Annotated in this window: 16 protein-coding genes and 1 riboswitch; of the genes, 14 read left to right on the forward strand and 2 right to left on the reverse strand. The window is 62.3% G+C overall.

Annotation, left to right across the window (positions count from 1 at the left end):
• Positions 1–106: 106 nt before the first annotated feature.
• A complete protein-coding gene (locus ACH6CX_RS04910; protein WP_396675187.1) occupies positions 107–304 on the forward strand; it encodes a hypothetical protein in 198 nt (65 codons plus the stop codon).
• Between the two features lie 120 nt (positions 305–424).
• Entirely contained in the window at positions 425–1,177 is a 753-nt protein-coding gene (recO, locus tag ACH6CX_RS04915) for a DNA repair protein RecO (protein ID WP_232941617.1), read from the forward strand.
• 29 nt (positions 1,178–1,206) lie between these two features.
• Here the strand turns inward: recO and ACH6CX_RS04920 are convergent, their stop codons facing one another.
• A complete protein-coding gene (locus tag ACH6CX_RS04920; RefSeq protein WP_396675018.1) occupies positions 1,207–4,038 on the reverse strand; it encodes a response regulator in 2,832 nt (943 codons plus the stop codon).
• A 418-nt stretch (positions 4,039–4,456) separates the two neighbouring features.
• On the opposite strand from ACH6CX_RS04920, the gene cysM reads away from it, so the two are divergent.
• The 3 genes from cysM to mazG are packed head-to-tail and all read left to right on the forward strand — an operon-like array spanning position 4,457 to position 8,489.
• A complete protein-coding gene (cysM, locus tag ACH6CX_RS04925; RefSeq protein ID WP_232941619.1) occupies positions 4,457–5,362 on the forward strand; it encodes a cysteine synthase CysM in 906 nt (301 codons plus the stop codon).
• Positions 5,363–5,383: 21 nt separating this feature from the next.
• Positions 5,384–7,630, forward strand: a complete 2,247-nt coding sequence (gene relA, locus ACH6CX_RS04930) for a GTP diphosphokinase (RefSeq protein WP_232941620.1) — start codon at positions 5,384–5,386, stop codon at positions 7,628–7,630.
• Positions 7,631–7,667: 37 nt separating this feature from the next.
• Positions 7,668–8,489 (forward strand): nucleoside triphosphate pyrophosphohydrolase, encoded by an 822-nt coding sequence (gene mazG, locus ACH6CX_RS04935; RefSeq protein ID WP_396675021.1) that lies wholly within the window; start codon positions 7,668–7,670, stop codon positions 8,487–8,489.
• 12 nt (positions 8,490–8,501) lie between these two features.
• On the opposite strand, the gene ACH6CX_RS04940 is transcribed toward mazG, so the two are convergent.
• Positions 8,502–9,497, reverse strand: a complete 996-nt coding sequence (locus tag ACH6CX_RS04940) for a 2-hydroxyacid dehydrogenase (RefSeq protein WP_232941622.1) — start codon at positions 9,495–9,497, stop codon at positions 8,502–8,504.
• 179 nt (positions 9,498–9,676) lie between these two features.
• Between ACH6CX_RS04940 and adk the strand changes: the two genes are divergently transcribed.
• The 9 genes from adk to safD all read left to right on the forward strand — a co-directional run bounded on the left by adk (position 9,677) and on the right by safD (position 18,749).
• Positions 9,677–10,333, forward strand: a complete 657-nt coding sequence (adk, locus tag ACH6CX_RS04945) for an adenylate kinase (protein ID WP_396675023.1) — start codon at positions 9,677–9,679, stop codon at positions 10,331–10,333.
• 276 nt (positions 10,334–10,609) lie between these two features.
• Positions 10,610–11,608 (forward strand): ferrochelatase, encoded by a 999-nt coding sequence (gene hemH, locus ACH6CX_RS04950; RefSeq protein WP_232941624.1) that lies wholly within the window; start codon positions 10,610–10,612, stop codon positions 11,606–11,608.
• 289 nt (positions 11,609–11,897) lie between these two features.
• A complete protein-coding gene (locus ACH6CX_RS04955; RefSeq protein ID WP_232941625.1) occupies positions 11,898–12,743 on the forward strand; it encodes a hypothetical protein in 846 nt (281 codons plus the stop codon).
• A 157-nt stretch (positions 12,744–12,900) separates the two neighbouring features.
• Positions 12,901–13,599: a tRNA (adenosine(37)-N6)-threonylcarbamoyltransferase complex dimerization subunit type 1 TsaB gene (tsaB, locus tag ACH6CX_RS04960; protein ID WP_232941626.1), complete on the forward strand. Its 699-nt coding sequence runs from the start codon at positions 12,901–12,903 to the stop codon at positions 13,597–13,599.
• 15 nt (positions 13,600–13,614) lie between these two features.
• The gene (locus ACH6CX_RS04965) at positions 13,615–14,412 is read left to right on the forward strand and encodes an undecaprenyl-diphosphate phosphatase (RefSeq protein WP_334078506.1); all 798 of its coding nucleotides are present in this window, start codon (positions 13,615–13,617) and stop codon (positions 14,410–14,412) included.
• 6 nt (positions 14,413–14,418) lie between these two features.
• The gene (locus ACH6CX_RS04970; protein WP_232941628.1) at positions 14,419–15,300 is read left to right on the forward strand and encodes an NAD(P)-dependent oxidoreductase; all 882 of its coding nucleotides are present in this window, start codon (positions 14,419–14,421) and stop codon (positions 15,298–15,300) included.
• 51 nt (positions 15,301–15,351) lie between these two features.
• Positions 15,352–16,440, forward strand: coding sequence for a DUF3524 domain-containing protein (locus ACH6CX_RS04975; RefSeq protein ID WP_334078507.1), 1,089 nt, complete (start codon positions 15,352–15,354; stop codon positions 16,438–16,440).
• 142 nt (positions 16,441–16,582) lie between these two features.
• A complete protein-coding gene (locus tag ACH6CX_RS04980) occupies positions 16,583–17,368 on the forward strand; it encodes a sulfite exporter TauE/SafE family protein (RefSeq protein ID WP_232941630.1) in 786 nt (261 codons plus the stop codon).
• A 13-nt stretch (positions 17,369–17,381) separates the two neighbouring features.
• Positions 17,382–18,749 carry a sulfoacetaldehyde dehydrogenase SafD gene (gene safD / locus ACH6CX_RS04985; protein ID WP_232941631.1) on the forward strand — a complete coding sequence of 456 codons (1,368 nt, stop codon included), beginning with the start codon at positions 17,382–17,384 and terminating at the stop codon, positions 18,747–18,749.
• Positions 18,750–18,822: 73 nt separating this feature from the next.
• A riboswitch (TPP riboswitch) is annotated at positions 18,823–18,921 on the forward strand.
• The last annotated feature ends 36 nt before the right edge of the window (positions 18,922–18,957 follow it).

Below are 18,957 nucleotides of genomic sequence, written 5' to 3' on the forward strand. Positions count from 1 at the left end.
GTCGTGCAGGTGCGGCCAGCTGCGACTGGCTGCCCATGGCAATCCCGTCAGGGTATCCATCTGCCATTGCCAGGCCTGCCTGCGCCGTGCCGGCAGTGTCTTCGGCGTGCGGGCGCGCTTCCCCGCCGAAGCTGTTGATCTGCACGGTGAATGGCGCGAGTACCTGCGCACCGCCGACAGTGGCAATTGCCTGACATTTCGTTTTTGTCCCGCCAGTGGGGCAAGCCTGTTCCTGGTCCTGGATATCGAGCCGGGGGCTCATAGGGTTTCCGGTGGGAGCGTTTACGGACCCCGGCTTGCCTGAGCCGACCGCTTCAATCTATGAATCAAGTTGCCATTCATGGGTAAAATTGCCGGATAATATCGAGCATCGTCCCTGAGGCATTAGCCCGGTGCAGCCAGGCTATTCACTACAGAAACTTCCATGTCCCATCGGCAACCACCGCAACCGGCCTATATCCTGCACTCGCGGGCCTATCGCGATACCAGCCTGATCCTGGAATTGCTGACCCCGGATGAGGGGCGGATCAGCTGTGTCGCCCGCGGAGCGCGCCGTGACAAGCAGCGCCGCCAGCAGTCATTGCAGCCGTTCGCCCCGCTGTTGGTGTCGCTGCTGGGTCGCGGTAGCCTGAAAACCCTGGGCCAGGTGGAGAGTGCCGGTGTTGCCACCTGGCTGCGGGGCCGGGCTGTTTATGCCGGCCTGTACGCCAATGAGTTGCTGGTCAGGACGCTGGCGGAGGGAGAAGCCCAATACGCGGTGTTTGCCTGTTACCAGTCGCTGTTGCAGGAGCTGGCGCAGTTGGCGGGTGATACCGCCGGCGCACTGGAGCCGCCGTTGCGCCGGTTTGAATTGCAGCTGCTGCGGGAACTGGGCCAGTGTCCACAACTGGGCTACTGTGCCCACAGTCAGGGGCCGGTCAGTGCGGAAGGGGTTTACCGACTGGAGCCGGAGCACGGCTTCGTGCCGGTGTTCCGTTCGGCCACCGGTGCGAGGTCCGTCGATGAATTCAGCGGCGTTGAGCTGCTGGCGCTGGAGTGCGCTGCGGCGGGCCAGGCGATCGACCCGGCCATGCTGGCCGTAGCCAAGCGCCTGACCCGCCTGTTGTTACAGCCACTTCTGGGCGCCCGGCCGTTGCAGAGCCGCGAGCTGTTTCGCCAGGTCTATGGTGAGCGCTGAACCGTCACCCGGCCTGTGCCCGGCGTAAGTCAGGCGTTGGCCGTCAGGCCGAACAGTGCGTCCAGGTCCTGCTCAGAGGCCCATTCCCGCAACGCGCGGATCTCGCGGGCCACCGCTTCCACTTTCTGGTCGTCGATATCGGCATCATTGCGGTTCTGCAACGGGCGCAGGTGGTCCTGCAGGGCACCGGTGGCCTCCCGCAGGCGCGGGACCCCGCAGTAGCAGCAGCCACCGTGGAGCCGGTGTACCAGCTCAAACAGGTCGCGGTGATTGTCTGCGGCACGGCAGCGGTTGAGTTCCTGCTCGTCGGCGATCAGTCCCTTGACCAGCATCTGCAACATATCCCGGGCCAGGGTGGCGTCGTTGTTACTGAGCGACAGGCTCTCGGATATATCCACCAGGCGTGGCGTGTCCGGCGCCTCCTGGTTGTCCCTGGTTGGGACAAGGATTTTCATCCAGCGCTTGATCATATTGCTCAGCTGGGCTTCGCTTACCGGCTTGCTCAGGTAGTCATCCAGGCCGGCGGAGAGCAGGCGGGCCTTTTCCTCGGCACCGGCATGGGCCGTCAGGGCGATAATCGGCACCCTGCCATCGGTTTCCGCCGCACGGATTTTCTTCGTTGCCTCGATACCGTTCATGCCCGGCATCTGGATATCCATAAAGATCATGTCGAATGTTTCATGCTCCCACAGGGATATCGCTTCCTGGCCGCTGGCCGCAACGGTCACGTCAATACCCTGGGCCCGCAGCAACTCGCCCACCAGGTGGCGATTGGCCTCGTGATCATCCACCGCCAGTACCCGGGGCGGGGATGTCCATGGCAGGGCCGGATGGGTGGTGCCAGTGGGGCGGCTACTGGGCTGGTGGGGGAGCGAGCGCCGCATGGCCCGCAGCAGGTTGTCGCGGGTCACCGGCTTGGCCAGGAATGTGAGTACGCGGGTGCGCAGCTGCTCGTAGCAGCGGCGCAGTTCCACCGGCGAGCCCTGCATGATCACCCGGCACTGGTAAGTGTCCACCAGCTGCTGGATAGTGCCGACGAAACTGCAGAAATCGTCCCCGGCGATGGCGGTATCAATGATCACTGCATCGGGCAGGGCATCGTGGTTCCACATCTGTTGCAGTGCCGGAAGCAGTGTGCCGGTGTCATCCAGCTCGATGGCTTCAACCCGCCAGAGCTGCAGCAGTTGTGATACCTGCATGCGCGTCATGCGGTTGGGGTCGGCAATCAGCACCCGCGCGCCGGGGAACTGGTCCCGTACCGGCTGGCTGCGGTTGCGTTCCAGTTGCAGCGGGATATGCACCCAGAAGGTGGCGCCCCCGCCAGCGGCCTCGTCGATACCAATGCTGCCGCGCATGCGCTCCACCAGGCTGCGGGCGATGGCCAGTCCCAGCCCATTGCTGCTGATCTGCTGCCCGGGACTCTGGGCACTGCTCTCGAGCACCTGGCGCAGCTCCCGGCGCCCCTCCTCGTTGATCCGGTTACCGAGATCGGTGACGCTGATGCGCACCGTAATCTCTGCATCCTGGCCGCTTTGCACACTGGCGCGCACCGGGATGTTGCCGTCTGCCGAACTGCGCACGGCATTGCCCACCAGGTTGGTGAGTACCTGCTTGATGCGCAGGGGATCGCCAATCATGGTGGGCGGTAGCTGGGCGTCGATCAGCGGTACCAGTTCGACCCGGTTCTCGTGGGCGAAGGGGGCGAGGATCTGCAGGGTTTCCTCGAGCAGCTGCCCTACGTTGAGGGGAATATGGTCCAGCACCAGGTTGCCGGACTCGATCCGGGAAAAGTCCAGGATGTCGTTGATGGTTGTCAGCAGGTTCTCGGAGGAGCGCAGGATTGTCTGCAGGTAATCCTGTTGCAACTCGTCGACCTCGGTTTTCAGCAACAGGTGGGTAAAGCCGATGATACCGTTGAGCGGGGTGCGTATTTCGTGGCTGGTATTGGCGAGGAATGTGGACTTTACGCGGCTGGCTTCCAGTGCCTTCTTGCGGGCCAGGTCCAGCTCGATATTCTGCTCCTCCATGCTGTCCAGGGACTGGCGCAGGTCCTCCATGGATTGCAGCAGGTTTGCGGTGGCGTCCTCCTGGTAGGAGGCAAAGTTGCTCGCCATCTGGTTGATCCGCTCGGCCAGCAGGTTGAGTTCGCGATTTTCCCCGGGGGCAACCCGGCGGTCCAGTTGGCCGTGGCCGATATCCTCGACCGCCTTGCCCATATGTGTCAGGTAGCGCCCCAGCCTCTCGGACAGGAAGATCGACCAGGCCAGCGCGGCCAGGGAGCACAGTATCAGTCCCAGCAGGCCGGCCAGGGCCACCTGGTAGGCACCGATGGTGAAATAGGGGCGATGCAGCTCGATGGCGATCCAGCAGGTCAGCGGTTCGGTCTTGAGGGGATGGAGTACCTGGATACTGCCGGATTTCTCCAGAATAAAGCCATCCGACTGGCCCGCCAGCTGGGTGGCCCTGAGGGGCGAGCGCGGGCGCGGGCCCGCCGACGCCAGTTCCTTCAGCCCCGTGTCCGGGTCGAGGTCGTCCCCGGAAGCGGAGTAGATGTGCACCGACCGCACCATGTCCTTCTCGAGCATCAGGGCCAGCAGGCTCTTGTGCAGCCAGTCGAGGCGCTTCTGCAGCGGCTCCCCATCGCTGAGCTCGATCAGTTCCGCCAGCTGCTCCGCGCTGGCGTGGCCGTGGCTCAGCAGGAGCTGGCGGCGATCGCTCACCTGTTGCTGGGTCAGCAGCCCACCCAGTACCAGGGCCAGGATCAGTGCGGGCCCCAGGGTCAGGCGGAAGATCAGGGCGCGCAGCGAAACCGCGCGGCTGGCGGGGTCCGGGTCTTGTACCGGAGTAGTGGGTACAGTCATAGGAAGGACATGTGTTCGGACGTTATTTTGTCCCGATTCTACTCCCCCCGGGGGCAAATCGCACCACGCCAGTTCGCACTAATTCCACGGCCGCCGGCGGGGCCGGTATATCCCCGGGCCAGGGGCAGTGAGTACCCGGAGCCGTTTCCCGCAGGCAGGCCGTAACGCCGCGTTGCGGAAAAACAGCTTCGTTCCTGCGGTCCGTGCCCGAAAACAGGTGACGCCGTGCCGCTGATTGCGTATTTGCCCTGCGAAACCAGATTTCTCACCGCTGCGCCCCTTGCCTGGTTTTCCGGCAGGGTGGCCGTTGGGTTGACCGTAAACAGGCCACCGGCCGGGCAGATTTCACCAGGGTCGCAGGTGCCGGGCCCGAAGGGTAGAATGGCGCTTCGATTTTTTGCCCGGTTGCGAGCACATTATGCATTACCCGACGATTGCCGACTGCGTGGGGAACACTCCCCTGGTGCGCCTCCAGCGCCTGCAGGGTGATACCAGCAACACGATTCTCCTCAAGCTCGAGGGCAACAATCCTGCCGGCTCGGTCAAGGACCGACCGGCCCTGTCGATGATCAGCCGGGCAGAGGCCCGTGGCCAGATCACGCCCGGCGACACCCTGATCGAGGCGACCAGTGGCAACACGGGAATTGCCCTGGCGATGGCGGCGGCGATCAAGGGCTACCGCATGATCCTGATCATGCCCGAGAGCGCCACCGAGGAGCGCAAGGCGGGAATGACGGCATACGGTGCGGAGCTGGTCCAGGTCAGTGCCGAAGAGGGTATGGAAGGGGCGCGAGACCTGGCACTGCGTATGCAGGCCGAGGGGCGGGGGCTGGTACTGAACCAGTTTGCCAATGATGATAACCCCCGCGCGCACTATGAGGGCACCGGCCCAGAGATCTGGCGCCAGACCGGCGGCGAGATTACCCACTTCGTTTCCTCCATGGGGACCACTGGCACCATCATGGGCTGTGGCCGCTACCTCAAGGAACAGAATCCGGCGGTACAGATTGTGGGCCTGCAGCCCACCGAGGGTTCCAGTATCCCCGGGATCCGCCGCTGGCCGCAGGAATACCTGCCCAGTATTTTTGTGCCCGAAGAGGTGGACCGCGTGGTGGATATGGACCAGCGCGAGGCCGAGGAGATGGCGCGCAAGCTGGCGCGGGTCGAGGGGATTTTCGCCGGGGTGTCTTCCGGCGGTGCTGTGGCGGCAGCCCTGCGGCTCTCCGCGGAAGTGGAGAATGCCACCATCGTCGCCATTGTATGCGACCGGGGTGACCGCTATCTCTCCTCGGGGCTGTTCAGCCAGCCGCAAGCCGGCAATTGATTCGGGAAGTATTCAAGTCCGATGGTACAAGTCAGAAAACATCACTCTTTCGGCGCGAGTGGCGAACTGGACCTGGAGTCCTGGTTGCGCCATATCCAGACCCTCGCCAATCTCGATGGCGGCGCCCTGGTTACCCTGCGTCGCGCGGCGGAGCTGAGCAGCGATGCCGAGCAACAGGCCATTGCGGCGGAGAATATCTGGGCCGAGGGGGCCAGCAGCTACCTGACCGGCCTGGAAATGGCCGAGATCCTCGCAGACCTGCAGGTGGACGGCGAAGCGCTCTGTGCCGCAGTGCTGTACCGCGCGGTGCGGGAAAAGCGCCTGCCGGTCAAGAAGGTCGAGGAGGAGTTCGGCAAGCCCGTGGCCAAGCTGATCCGCGGGGTGCTGCGCATGGCGGCGATCCGCAGCCGCAGTGCGGATACGGATACCGAGAGTGCCCGCGGCGCGGTCGAGGAACACTCGGAAAATATCCGCCGTATGCTGGTGGCGCTGGTGGACGACGTGCGTGTGGCGCTGGTCAAGCTGGCGGAGCGCACCTGTGCCATTCGCGCGGCGAAAAACGCCGACCCGGTGAAGCGCCGGCGGGTGGCCCGGGAAGTGGCGGATGTCTACGCGCCGCTGGCCCATCGGCTGGGTATCGGCCATATCAAGTGGGAGCTGGAAGACCTGTCGTTCCGCTACCTGGAGCCGGAAGACTACATGCGGATCGCGCGGCTGCTGGACGAGAAGCGGCTCGATCGACAGAAATATATTGACCAGGTGCTGGAGCTGCTGCGCTCCGAGCTGGGGCGCGCGGATATCGAGGGCGACGTTTTCGGCCGTGCCAAGCATATCTACAGCATCTGGCGCAAAATGCGCCGCAAGAATATCGGCTTCTCGCAGGTTTACGACATCCGCGCGGTGCGCATCCTGGTGCCCACCGTGCGCGACTGTTATGCCGTACTGGGCATCGTGCATAACCTCTGGCGCAATATTCCCAACGAATTCGACGATTACATTGCCTCGCCCAAGGAGAATGGCTATCGCTCTCTCCACACCGCGGTCATCGGCCCGGAGCGGAAGGTGCTGGAGGTGCAGATTCGCACCTTCGCCATGCACGAGGAGGCCGAGTACGGCGTCTGTGCGCACTGGCGCTACAAGGGCACGGACAAGGACTCGCAGGGGCAGGACGGTTACGAACAGAAAATTTCCTGGCTGCGCCAGGTACTCGACTGGCACGAGGAAGTGGGCGGCAACCCCTTGCAGGACGACCTGCAGTCCAGTGAGGTGGATACGCGCATTTACGTGTTCACCCCGGACGGGCATGTGGTGGACCTGCCGAGTGGTGCCACGCCGCTGGACTTTGCCTACAAGATCCACACGGAAATCGGCCATCGCTGTCGCGGTGCGAAGGTCGATGGCCGCATCGTGCCCCTCAACCACGAACTGCAGACCGCCAACCAGGTGGAAATCCTTACCGGCAGGCGCGAGGCACCGAGTCGCGACTGGCTGTCGCCGGGGATGGGCTATATCACCACTTCGCGCGCCCGGGCCAAGATTATCCACTGGTTCAAGCAGCAGGCCCGCGACCAGAATATCGCGGATGGCCGGGCGATCCTCGACGGCGAGTTCAAGCAACTGGCGTTGATCGACTTCGACTTTGCCGCATTGGCCGCCAAGCTCAATATGCACTCACTGGACGACCTCTATGCCGCCGTGGGTGCCGGGGATATCGGGGTAGGGCAGGTGCTCAATTCGGCCCAGCGGATGGTCAAGGTTGAGCAGGCCGAGCCGGTTCCGTCGCTGACTGCGTCAGTGGCGCGCAGCGATGGCCAGGCCGATGTGTATATCGATGGTGTCGGTAACCTGATGACGCATATCGCGCGCTGTTGTAACCCGGTCCCCGGCGACGAGATCATGGGTTACATCACGCTCGGTCGGGGTGTTTCGATCCACCGCAAGGACTGCGCCAACATGCTGCGTATGCAGTCAGAGGAGCACGAGCGTGTGCTGCAGGTGGAATGGGCGCAAAAGCCGCGTGAACTGTATGCGGTGGAAATCATGATCGAGGCCTATGACCGCCACGGGTTGCTGCGGGATATCACCGCGATGCTGGACAGCCAGCGCATCAATATCACCGCCATGCAGACGCGCTCGAATAAGCACAAGCATACGGTGGACATGGTGCTGACCGCGGAGATCCACAACTTCGAGGAGCTGAGCCGTGTACTGCACCGGATCAACCAGCTGCCCAATGTGGCCTCCGCCCAGCGTCGTGTCCTGCATTGAGGCGGCGTAATGCCCTGTAAACCGACCGGAGTTGACCTTGCAAGATCGCTACACCGTTGAGGACCTCCTGCACCTGATGGCGCGCCTGCGCGACCCGGACGGGGGTTGCCCCTGGGACCTGAAGCAGGACTTTGCCAGTATCGTCCCCTCTACTATTGAGGAGGCCTATGAAGTGGCAGAGGCCATCGAGGCGGAGGACTTTGAGCACCTGCATGAGGAGCTCGGTGACCTGCTGTTCCAAGTGATCTTTTACGCCCAGCTGGGGCGGGAGCAGGATCGCTTCGATTTCCCCCGGATAGTCGATACGCTGGTGCGCAAGCTGCTGCGCCGGCACCCACATGTTTTTCCCGATGGCAAGCTCTACGGCCAGCGTCCGCAAGCGACTGTGAATGAGTCCGAGGTCAAGCGCAACTGGGAGGCGATCAAGGCCTCGGAGCGCGGTGCCAGGGGGGACGCCGGGGTGCTTGCCGGTGTCGCGCGGGGACTGCCCGCGAGCACACGTGCGCTGAAGCTGCAGAAGCGTGCGGCCGGGGTCGGTTTTGACTGGCCCGCGCTCGATGGCGTGCTGGAAAAAATAGAAGAGGAAGTAGCGGAATTGCGGGCCGCGGTGGCTGCCGGGGACAGTACCCACATAAGGGAGGAGCTGGGAGACCTGCTGTTCAGTTGTGTGAATGCGGCGCGTCACCTGAAGGTGGATCCGGAGGGCGCCCTGCGGGACTGCAACCGCAAGTTCGAGCGCCGTTTCAATATGGTGGAGGGGGCCCTTGCCGCCGATGGGCGCCGCCCCGCCCAGGCCTCGCTTGAGGAGCTGGATGCGCTGTGGGAAAAGGCCAAGCGCGTCGAGCGGGGCGGGGAGTGAACCGATAGCCTGTCAGTCGACGAACAGTGCATTGCTGCATTGCCCATGTGACTCGAACTCTGTCACATTCTGCAGCGTGGTCTGCGCGATATTACAGATGGCTTCCCGTGTGAAGTATCCCTGGTGGCCGGTTACCAGTACGTTATTGAACATCAGCAGGCGCGCAAAAACATCGTCATCCAGCACGGTATCCGAGTGGTCCTCGAAAAACAGGCTGTCCTCCTCCTCGTAAACGTCGATGCCCAGGTATCCAAGCTTGCCGCTTTTCAGTGCCTCGATAACTGCGGGAGTATCGATCACCGCACCGCGGGATGTGTTGATCAGGCAGGCACCATCGCGCATCTTCGACAGCATATGCCGGTCAATCATGTGTGTTGTGGCGGGGAGCAGGGGGCAGTGGAGTGAGATGATATCGGAGTTCCTGCACAGGGTGTCGAGGCGCACATAGCGCATTCCCAGGGCGTGGCAGTCAGGGTTCTCCTCCGGGTCATGGCCCAACAGTTCACAACCGAAGCCGTGCATGATGCGGGTGAAAACCGTCCCGATCTTGCCGGTTCCCACCACGCCCACGGTCTTGCCGTGGAGGTCGAAGCCCATCAGGCCATCGAGGGCGAAATTGCCGTCCCGGACCCGCGCCTGGGCGCGGTTGATGTTGCGGATCAGGCACAGCAACAGGGCCGTGGCGTGTTCGGCGACCGCGTAGGGCGAATAGCCTGGTACGTTGGCGACCAGTATCCCGAGCTGGTTGGCCGCCTTGATATCCACATGGTTGAAGCCTGCGGAGCGCAGGGCGAGCATTTTTACCCCGCTCTCCTGCAGTCGCTGGAGCAGGTCACGGTCGACCGTGTTGTTGACAAAAATACAGAAAGCTTCCGCGCCCTTGCCCAGGGCCAGCGTGTCGCGGTCAAGCTGGGTGTCTATATAGTGAAGTTCGTGGCCAAAGCGGCGGTTGTACCGGTCGAGGTAGGTCCGGTCGTAGGAGTGAGTCTGGTAGACGGCAATTTTCATGGACCTGGCTCCTGCGGTACAAATTTTGTACTAGCATAGCGTGTTGGCAGTGACCGACCCGTCATCGGTCGGTCGCGCTCGCCGCTGTACCTTGCCCTGCCTGGGGTCTGCGTGTAAGGTAGCGCTCTTTTGGCGTGGCAGGCATTGACCCGCCGATATAATCTGGAGGCAATCTGACTATGCGAATTATTCTCTTGGGGGCGCCGGGGGCCGGCAAAGGTACCCAGGCTCAGTTCATTACAGAGAAATTCGGCATTCCGCAGATCTCCACCGGCGACATGTTGCGTGCGGCAGTAAAGGAAGGCACCCCGCTGGGGCTGCAGGCCAAGGACATCATGGCGGCCGGTAAGCTGGTTTCGGATGACCTGATCATTGCCCTGGTCAAGGAGCGTATTGCCCAGCCGGACTGTGCCAACGGTTTCCTGTTTGACGGTTTCCCGCGCACCATCCCCCAGGCCCAGGCACTGCTGGATGCCGATGTTGCCATCGATCATGTACTGGAAATCGCTGTGGACGATGAAGAAATCGTCAAGCGCCTGTCTGGCCGCCGTGTCCACGAGGGATCCGGCCGCGTCTATCACGTGATTTACAATCCGCCGAAGGAAGAGGGCAAGGACGATGTCACCGGTGAACCGCTGGTGCAGCGTAGCGACGATACAGAGGAAACTGTCCGCAATCGCCTGGCGGTGTATCACGAGCAGACCGAACCGCTGGTTGGCTTTTACCGCGAGCTGGCGGAGCGTGCACCGGAAACTGCACCCAAGTGCAGCAAGGTTGCAGGCGTGGGCACCATGGATGAGATTCGCGAAAAGGTGAGCGCGGCGCTCACCAAGTGATGCGCCCGGTCCCGGACTGATCCGGGAATGGGTTCGCCACGTAAAACGGCCCCCTGACGGGGGCTTTTTTGTGTCCGGCATATGGGCATCCGGCATACGGTTTGCCGGGTTCGGGGGATTGCCTGTAATTGCTGTTCACATCTGGGGCGCCGGTGTATTCCGCTTTATAGTGTTCAGGTATTCCTTGGGGCTTTGCGGCTGCGATGCCAGGGGCGTTGCCGGCGCGACCCTGGGTACAGCCGGGCGGATCTGTTCAATTTCAAATGGGGCCAGCAAATGACTACAGCCGTTATCCTGATGAATCTGGGGACACCGGAAGAACCCACGCCCGCAGCAGTGCGGCAATTCCTTCGCGAATTCCTTGGCGACCCCCGGGTTGTTGAGGTTCCCCGCCCGCTGTGGATGGCCATCCTGCACGGATTCGTGTTGCCCTTCCGGCCGGGCAAGATCGCCCCGGCCTACGCGGAAATCTGGGGCCGTGGACTGGACGGGGAAGCGGTTGAGGGGTCACCGATACACTTCTACACCCGTCGCCAGGTGGAACTGCTGCAGGCGCGCCTCGCTGACCTGCGACCCGATATTACCGTGGATTACGCCATGACCTATGGCAGGCCCGGCCTTCAGTCCACTGTCGAGCGCCTGCGCCGGGAAGGCTTTGATTCATTCCTGGTGCTGCCGCTCTATCCCCAGTACTCAGCGACCACCACCGGCGCTATTTATGACCAGGTGGCGAAAATCTATCGGTCCAACCGTGATATCCCCGATATCAGCCTGGTGCGCGATTATTACCGGCACTCACTCTATATCCAGGCCCTTGCCAGTTCGGTGCGGGAGCACTGGGAAAAACACGGTGCCGCAGAAAAGCTCCTGATGTCTTTTCACGGTATCCCCCGGGCCAATGTCCGCAAGGGCGATCCCTACGAACAGCAATGCCATGAAACCGCCCGGCACCTGGCCAGTGCGCTGGGACTGGCGGAGGACCGCTGGCAGATCTGTTTCCAGTCGCGTTTCGGCAAGGCCGAGTGGTTACAGCCTTACACAGATAAAACCCTGGAGGCATGGGGGCGTGAAGGGTTGGCGAGCGTCGATGTAATCTGCCCGGCATTCGCGGCCGATTGCCTCGAAACCCTGGAGGAAATTGCAGTAGAGAATCGCGCTAATTTCCAGGATAGCGGCGGGGGTGAATACCGGTATATTCCGTCCCTGAATGCTCGGCCGGATCATATCGAAGCGCTCGCGGCCATTATCGAAGAAAAGCTTCCTCTCTCCTGTTAAAAATCCGCTTTGTCGCCCTTGAAAGTGAAAAAATGGATCCGAATGGTTGAAAGCGGGATTTTTTTACCCAAAAAGCTGTTTTTTTGTCCCATTTTTCTTGCAAAGCAGGTTTTTTTTATTAACTTAGATAAAGTTGCATGGAAATAAACCATGCAACTCGCTCCCTGAGCGCAGCCGGCTACCTGCTGACTGAACTTAAAGGGAAGTCGAAAGGCGATGACCGCGGCAATCAAGCCGATACACTTTCAGGTAGGTAGGAAGTACTTCTTCTCATACAAGGAGACAAGGGATGGCACGAGTAGCAAAAAAGCGTACAGCAAAAAAAAAGGCCACGGCCAAGCGTACCGCCCGGGCAAAAGCTCCGGCTTCACAATCACCTGCAGTAACCAAGGCCCAGAAGTCGGTTGATTCCGCGACCAAGGCCCTGGACGCCCAGATGGATCGCGTGGCCAAGGCACGTGAGCGGGCCCAGCGGACCGGAACAGCGGCGGCCAAGAAGTCCCTGACCAGCGCCAACCAGAAGCTAAAGGATTTGCGCGCCAAGTCGGCTTCCGCAAAGCTGGACCTGGCCAAAGCCAAGGCAATGGAAACGGTTCGTCACGCGGAAGAGGCAGCCAAGCAAAAAGTTTCCGAGATGGCGGATAGCCTGTCCAGCAAGGCGGAAAAGGATATGAAGGCGGCAGTCGACGCCTTTGAAAAGCGCTGGAAAAAGTCCCGCGAGAAAGCTGATGCCAAGAAGCTGAAGGCGGCGGAGAAAAAAGCCGAGGCCAAGGTGAAGCAGGCGGCCAAGAAGGCCACCGCCAAGGTGAAGGCGCTGGACAAGAAAGCCGCGGCCAAGGCCAAGGCTGATGCCAAGAAGGCGGCCAAGAAGAAGACGGCTAAGAAAGCTCCCGGCAAAAAGGCCGCACGTAAGAAGGCCACCACCAAGCAAGCCGGCCGGCCGAAGAAGTCTGCAGCAAGGGCCGGTAGCGCCCGCAAGGGACAGAAACGCGGACCCGGTCGTCCCCCCAAGGTGAATGTGGCTGACAGGAAGGCGGCCGCGTCTGGCAAGAAGGCCGCGACCAAAAAGGCCACCAGGAAAAAGGCGGCGAAAAAGTCCACGGCTCGCCGTGGCCGTCCGCCCAAGAAGTCCTGACAACCGGATATCCATTCCGGTTACCCGCAGTATCGAGCAAAAGCCCCGGCCTGGCCGGGGCTTTTGCGTTTGCGGCCAATTCCGGGGCTCCAGGCCATGAACTGCCGCGGCGGATGTGACACAATCTGCTCCTCGCAATTGATGGGACCCCTCTGCAGTGAAAATCCTCGCCCTGGATACCACCTCCGGCTCCTGCTCGGTCGCCCTGAGCGATGGCGACCTGGTCCGGGAGCAGTTTGTCGCCGCTGAACGCGACCACACCCGCCGCCTGCTGCCCATGGTTGACCAGGTACTGGCCGAGGCCGGCCTCAAGCTCAGTGATCTCGACGCCCTGGCCGTCAGCCGCGGCCCGGGCTCGTTTACCGGCCTGCGTATTGCTATCAGCACCACCCAGGGCCTGGCGTACGCCGCGGACCTGCCGGTAATTCCCGTATCCAGCCTCGCTGCACTTGCCGCCGGGGCGAGGCGCCAGCACCGGGACTGGTCGACCGGGAGCATCATCGCGGCACTGGATGCGCGTATGCAGCAGGTCTACTGGGGAGTTTACTCCGCCGCATCACCGGCGCAGAGCCTGCTGCCTGAGGCAGTGCAGGACCCGGAAGCGGTGGCTGCGGTGATCGCCGGTGCGGAACTCGACTCCCCCCTTTATGGAGCTGGCCCGGGCTGGCACTACGAGGGCCTGGCGACGGCACCGGTGACGGCAACGGACCAGAATTGCCCCATCCATGCCCGGGATATCGCTGAGCTGGCCCGTGCGGCCGGCACAGCGGCGGCAGTCACTGCAGAACAGCTGGAGCCCCTTTACCTGCGCAATGAAGTCACCTGGAAGAAGCGGCAGAAAATCCGCTCGGAATAGGAAACCCGGCCTTACATGGAAATTTTTCAGATTGTGATCCTGGCCCTGATCCAGGGGCTGACGGAATTCCTGCCCATCTCCAGCTCTGCCCACCTGATCCTGCCCAAGGAAGTACTGGGGTGGCCGGACCAGGGGCTGGCATTCGATGTTGCGGTCCACTTTGGTTCGCTTTCGGCGGTGATTTTTTATTTTCGGCACGAGGTGTGGGCGCTGCTGCGCGATGGCCTGGGTGGCCTGGTAAAGGGGGAGTTTACCGATGACGGCCGGCTGGCCTGGTTGATCGTCCTGGCGACTGTCCCCGCGGGCATGACCGGTCTGGCGTTCAAGGGGTTTATCGAGCACAACCTGCGCTCTGCGGCGGTGATTGCCGCTGCCACCATTGGCTTTGGTGTTCTCCTCTGGTGGGCAGATGTGCGTGCCCGCCGTGAACTGACGCTGGCCCAAATGGACTGGAAAAAGGCCCTGTTGATCGGGGTGGCGCAGGCCGTCGCCTTGATCCCGGGCACATCCCGCTCCGGTATTACCATGACCGCGGGCCTGATGCTGGGAATGAAGCGGGAGGCCGCGGCGAGATTCTCTTTCCTGATGTCGATCCCGGTGATCGCCCTCAGCGCCCTGTTGCTGACGTTCGACCTGCTCGGTGAGCAATCTGTCCCCTGGGGGGATATATTCCTGGGGGCGTTGCTGTCGGGCATCAGTGCCTACCTGTGTATTCACTTTTTCCTGCAATTTATCAGCCGCATCGGTATGGCGCCCTTCGCCATTTACCGTCTCCTGCTGGGCGCGGCTCTTATCTGGATGATCTGGGGGTAACTGCCAATGACAACCGTCGCATTCATTGGGCTCGGGGTAATGGGGTATCCGATGGCGGGATTCCTCGCCCGGGCCGGCCATACAGTGCGGGTATACAACCGCACTACCAGCCGTGCACAGCAGTGGGCCGGGGACTACCCGGGCACCGTCTGGCCGACACCGGCGGAAGCGGCGCAGGGAGCGGAGTATGTGTTTGCCTGTGTGGGTAACGATGACGACCTGCGCGAGGTAGCCTGCGGGGAGCGGGGCGCATTTGCAGGTATGTCCCGGGGCAGCTTGTTTGTGGATCACACCACGGCTTCTGCCAATGTGGCGCGGGAACTGGCAGCCCTGGCTGCGGAGCGCGACATCGGATTCCTGGATGCACCGGTCTCCGGGGGCCAGGCCGGGGCCGAGAACGGTGCGCTCACGGTGATGGTGGGCGGAGAACCCGATGACTACGAGCGTGCGCTGCCGCTGATCGATCACTACGCCCGCGCGGTCAACCGACTGGGCCCGGTGGGCAGTGGCCAGCTGTGCAAGATGGTTAACCAGGTCTGTATTGCCGGTGTGGTGCAGGGCCTGGCCGAGGGGCTGCACTTTGCCCGGGCGGCCGGGCTCGATGCGGAGCAGGTTGTCGAGGTGATCTCCAAGGGAGCGGCCCAGAGCTGGCAGATGGAAAACCGCTACCAGACGATGCTGGCGGGCGAATATGAGCACGGGTTCGCAGTCGACTGGATGCGCAAGGACCTGGCCATCGTGCTGGACGAGGCACAGCGCAATGGCGCCCTGCTGCCGGTTACTGCCCTGGTGGACCAGTTCTACAGTGAGGTGCAGGCCCTGGGTGGTGGTCGCTGGGATACCTCCAGCCTGTTCGCCCGCCTGACGAATGTACGCTCTTTCGACTGAGCCGCATCGTGCCATGGAAGCAGTGACTATAGTCCGGGGCGGGGCTGGGGTATGAAAGTCCTGCTGTTGTCCGCCTACGACGCCGGCAGCCACCGCCGCTGGCGCAAGGGCCTGGTCGCTGCATTACCCGAGTGGGACTGGACGGTGCTCACCCTGCCTCCGCGGTATTTCAGCTGGCGTGTGCGCGGCAACAGCCTCAGTTGGGGGCGGGGAGAGGCTGCTAAGATTCTGCAGCAGCCCCATGACCTGGTAGTGGCCACTTCCATGACTGACCTGGCCACGCTGCGCGGCCTGGTACCGTCGCTGGCGGGTATTCCCGCAGCAGTTTATTTTCACGAAAACCAGTTCGCCTACCCTCGCAGCGATCGGGCGTTCCAGTCGGTCGAGCCGCAGCTCCTCAACATCTATACCGCCCTTGCCGGCGACCTGCTGTTGTTCAACTCGGAATTCAATCGCAGCACCCTCCTCGACGGCGCCAGGCAGCTGCTGAAACGCTTCCCCGATCACGTGCCGCCCGCTATTTGCGATGAGATCGAGCAGAAATCACGGGTACTGCCGGTGCCACTCGACGATTTGCTTTTCACCGGGCCAGCCCCAACGGCAACCGGTCCGGACCGCGATGCCCCGCTGGAAGTCTGCTGGGCGGCGCGCTGGGAATATGACAAGGGCGGCGAGCGGCTGCTGGGGATACTGCAAGGGCTGGAGGAGGGGCAGGTGAACTACCGGCTGCACCTGCTGGGGGAATCCTTTCGCAACAGTCCCGGGGAGTTCGCCACTATCCGGCGGGAGTTTGCCCATCGGCTGGGGCGGGTGGGATTCCTGCCCGGCCGGCGGCAGTACCTGGAGATCCTGGCGCGCAGCCATGTATTCCTGTCCACCGCCCACCACGAGTTCCAGGGGCTGGCAGTGATGGAGGCCTGCGCGCTGGGGTGCTCGCCCCTGGTACCGGACGAGCAGGCCTACCCCGAGTTTTACCCCGTTACCAGCCGCTACCGGGACGTCCGCGAGGCAGTCGATAAAATAGGCCGTATGGCCGCCGGTGCCGCACTGTGCCCGTCACCGGATTTTTCCGGCTATGCATGGCAGCGGCTGGCCCCGGCGTACAGGGATTGTCTGGCCGGTGTTGCAAGTATGTCCTGATTTAACCAGTCGTGGTCCGGTGACTACTGGGTTTGGCTGGTAGCTGCGGCTAGACTGCCCATCGACGGGTTCGCCATCGACGGGTTCGCCCACGATAAGACTCAACAATGCCGGGCCCCGGCGCTGCTGTAGAGACCGTGCCGTGCCGGAATTCGCCGAATTCTCCTTTTTGTCCTCGCTATCGTCGCTGTCCTCCCTGTCGGCGGTGACGCTGGGGCTGCTGCTGGCGGTTTGTGTCGCCAGTGCATTTATATCGGCGGTTACCGGTGGTGCCGGTGGTGTGCTGATGTTTGCCGCACTCAATGTGGCGATCCCGCTGCGGATGCTGGTGCCGATTCACGGTGCGGTACAGCTGATGAATAATCTCGCGCGGATCTACTATGTGCGCGAGCACATCCGCTGGGAGTTCTGCCTGCCCTTTTTTGCCGGCTGTACCCTGGGTGCGGCGGTTATGACCATGGGACTGGCAAGCCTGGACTGGCAGCAGTTGCCGATGGCGCTACTTGCCGTCCTGATTTTTTACACCGTATTGAAACCGAAGAAACTGCCGGAAATCCGCCTGGCCCCGCGCAATTATTTCTGGGTCGGGATCGGAACCGGGACGCTGGGCATACTGGCAGGCGCCGTGGATCCATTGCTGGCGGCCTTTTTTGTGCGCAGGGACCTCTCGCCCAAAGAGGTGGTGGCGAATAAATCGGTCATGCAGGCCTGGTGCCATGCGCTCAAGGTGCCCGCGTTCATCTACCTGGGCTTTGCCTTTTCCGATCACCTGGGGCTGATACTGCTGTTGACCTTGGCAGCGGTGGTGGGAACCCGGATCGGCATCGCCATGCTCAACCGCCTGGACAGCAGGCTGTTCTTCCGGCTGATGCGGTTGGCACTGTTGGTTGCCGGCCTGCGAATCATCTATCAACTGATTGTGAATTAACTGGAGCGCCGCCATGGCCGATTATCGCATCCTCAATCCCTACGACGGTGAGCTGATCGAAGAGTACGATTTTGCTGACCGCGACGATGTCGAGCGAGTTATTGGCCAACTGGTGGCGGGGCGTGCGGTACAGTCAGCCACACCAGCATTCGAGCGTTCCGATATCCTGTTGCGGCTTGCTGGCCTGCTCCGTGAGCACGCCGATCACCTGGCCAGGCTAATTACCGCCGAGACCGGCAAGACCATCAGTGACAGCCGGGTGGAGATCGAGCGCGCGTACAACACAGCCCTGGCGAGTGCCATGGAAGCGCGCGCCATAAACGGCGAGGCACTGGATTCCGATGCCTACCCTCCGCAGCGTGAGCGCATCGGCGTGGTGTTGTGGAAGCCGCTGGGCACGGTACTGTGTATCACTCCGTTTAATTTCCCCATCAATATCGCTGTACACAAGATCGGTCCGGCATTTGCCGCGGGCAACACCATCCTGTTCAAGCCAGGCCCGCAGAACAAGCGTTCGGCGGAATTCCTGGTGGAGCTTTGCTATCGCGCCGGTATGGATCGCAACGTACTGCAGATGCTGGTGCCGGATATTCCCGCCACCAGCTACGCCGTGGCGCACCCGCAGGTGCAGGCAGTCAACTTTACCGGCGGCACGGCGGCGGCCAATGCCATTGCCGCAGCGGCCGGTTACAAGAAACTGCTGCTCGAGCTGGGCGGCAACGATCCTCTGGTGGTGATGGCGGACGGCGACCTGGATGCGGCGGTATCCGCGGCCATCAACCAGCGGTTCGCCACTGCCGGCCAGCGCTGCACTGCGGCCAAGCGCCTGTTTGTGCAGCGCGAGGTTTACGAAGCTTTCACCGGCAAGCTGCTGGATGCTACCGCCCGCCTGGAAGTCGGCGACCCGATGGCGGAAGATACTTTTGTTGGCCCGCTGATCCACACTGCCGCCGCAGACGAGGTGCACGGACGTGTCGAGGATGCGGTGACCCGGGGTGCGCGGGTGCTGTGTGGGCATCGCCGCGAGGGCAACCTGTTGTGGCCCACGGTTATCGACAGGATCCCGGACGACGCGCCCCTGGTGGCAGACGAGACCTTCGGGCCGGTTATCCCGCTGCGCCCGTTCGACAGCATCGACGAGGTGATCAGGCTGGTTAATGACAGTCCCTTTGGGCTGCAGGCCGGGGTTTTCACCCGTGACCTGGGCCTGGCCAAGCAGCTGTTCAACGCTCTCGATGTAGGGCTGCTGGCTGTAAACGACGGCCCGGGCTTCCGCGCGGAGCATTTCCCCTTTGGCGGGGTGAAAGAGAGCGGGGTAGGGCGCGAAGGTGTGCGCTACGCCATTCGCGAGATGAGCTACCAGAAATCCCTGGTAATCTGACCCTCTCTTGGCCCCGGTTCACAATACTGTTGGCCGGCCTTGTCCAGGGCGCGGATCATCCACTATACTCCGGCACAACTTGTCGGAGTGCCTGTGGGCTGAGATCGCTGTTGCGAGATCCGTTGAACCTGATCGGGGTAACCCCCGCGTAGGGAACAAGATCTGAAGTCGCTACATATGTGAGCGCGGGGTTTTCACCATAAATTCC

Source organism: Microbulbifer sp. JSM ZJ756 (genome assembly GCF_044383805.1).
GTDB lineage: Bacteria > Pseudomonadota > Gammaproteobacteria > Pseudomonadales > Cellvibrionaceae > Microbulbifer > Microbulbifer zhoushanensis.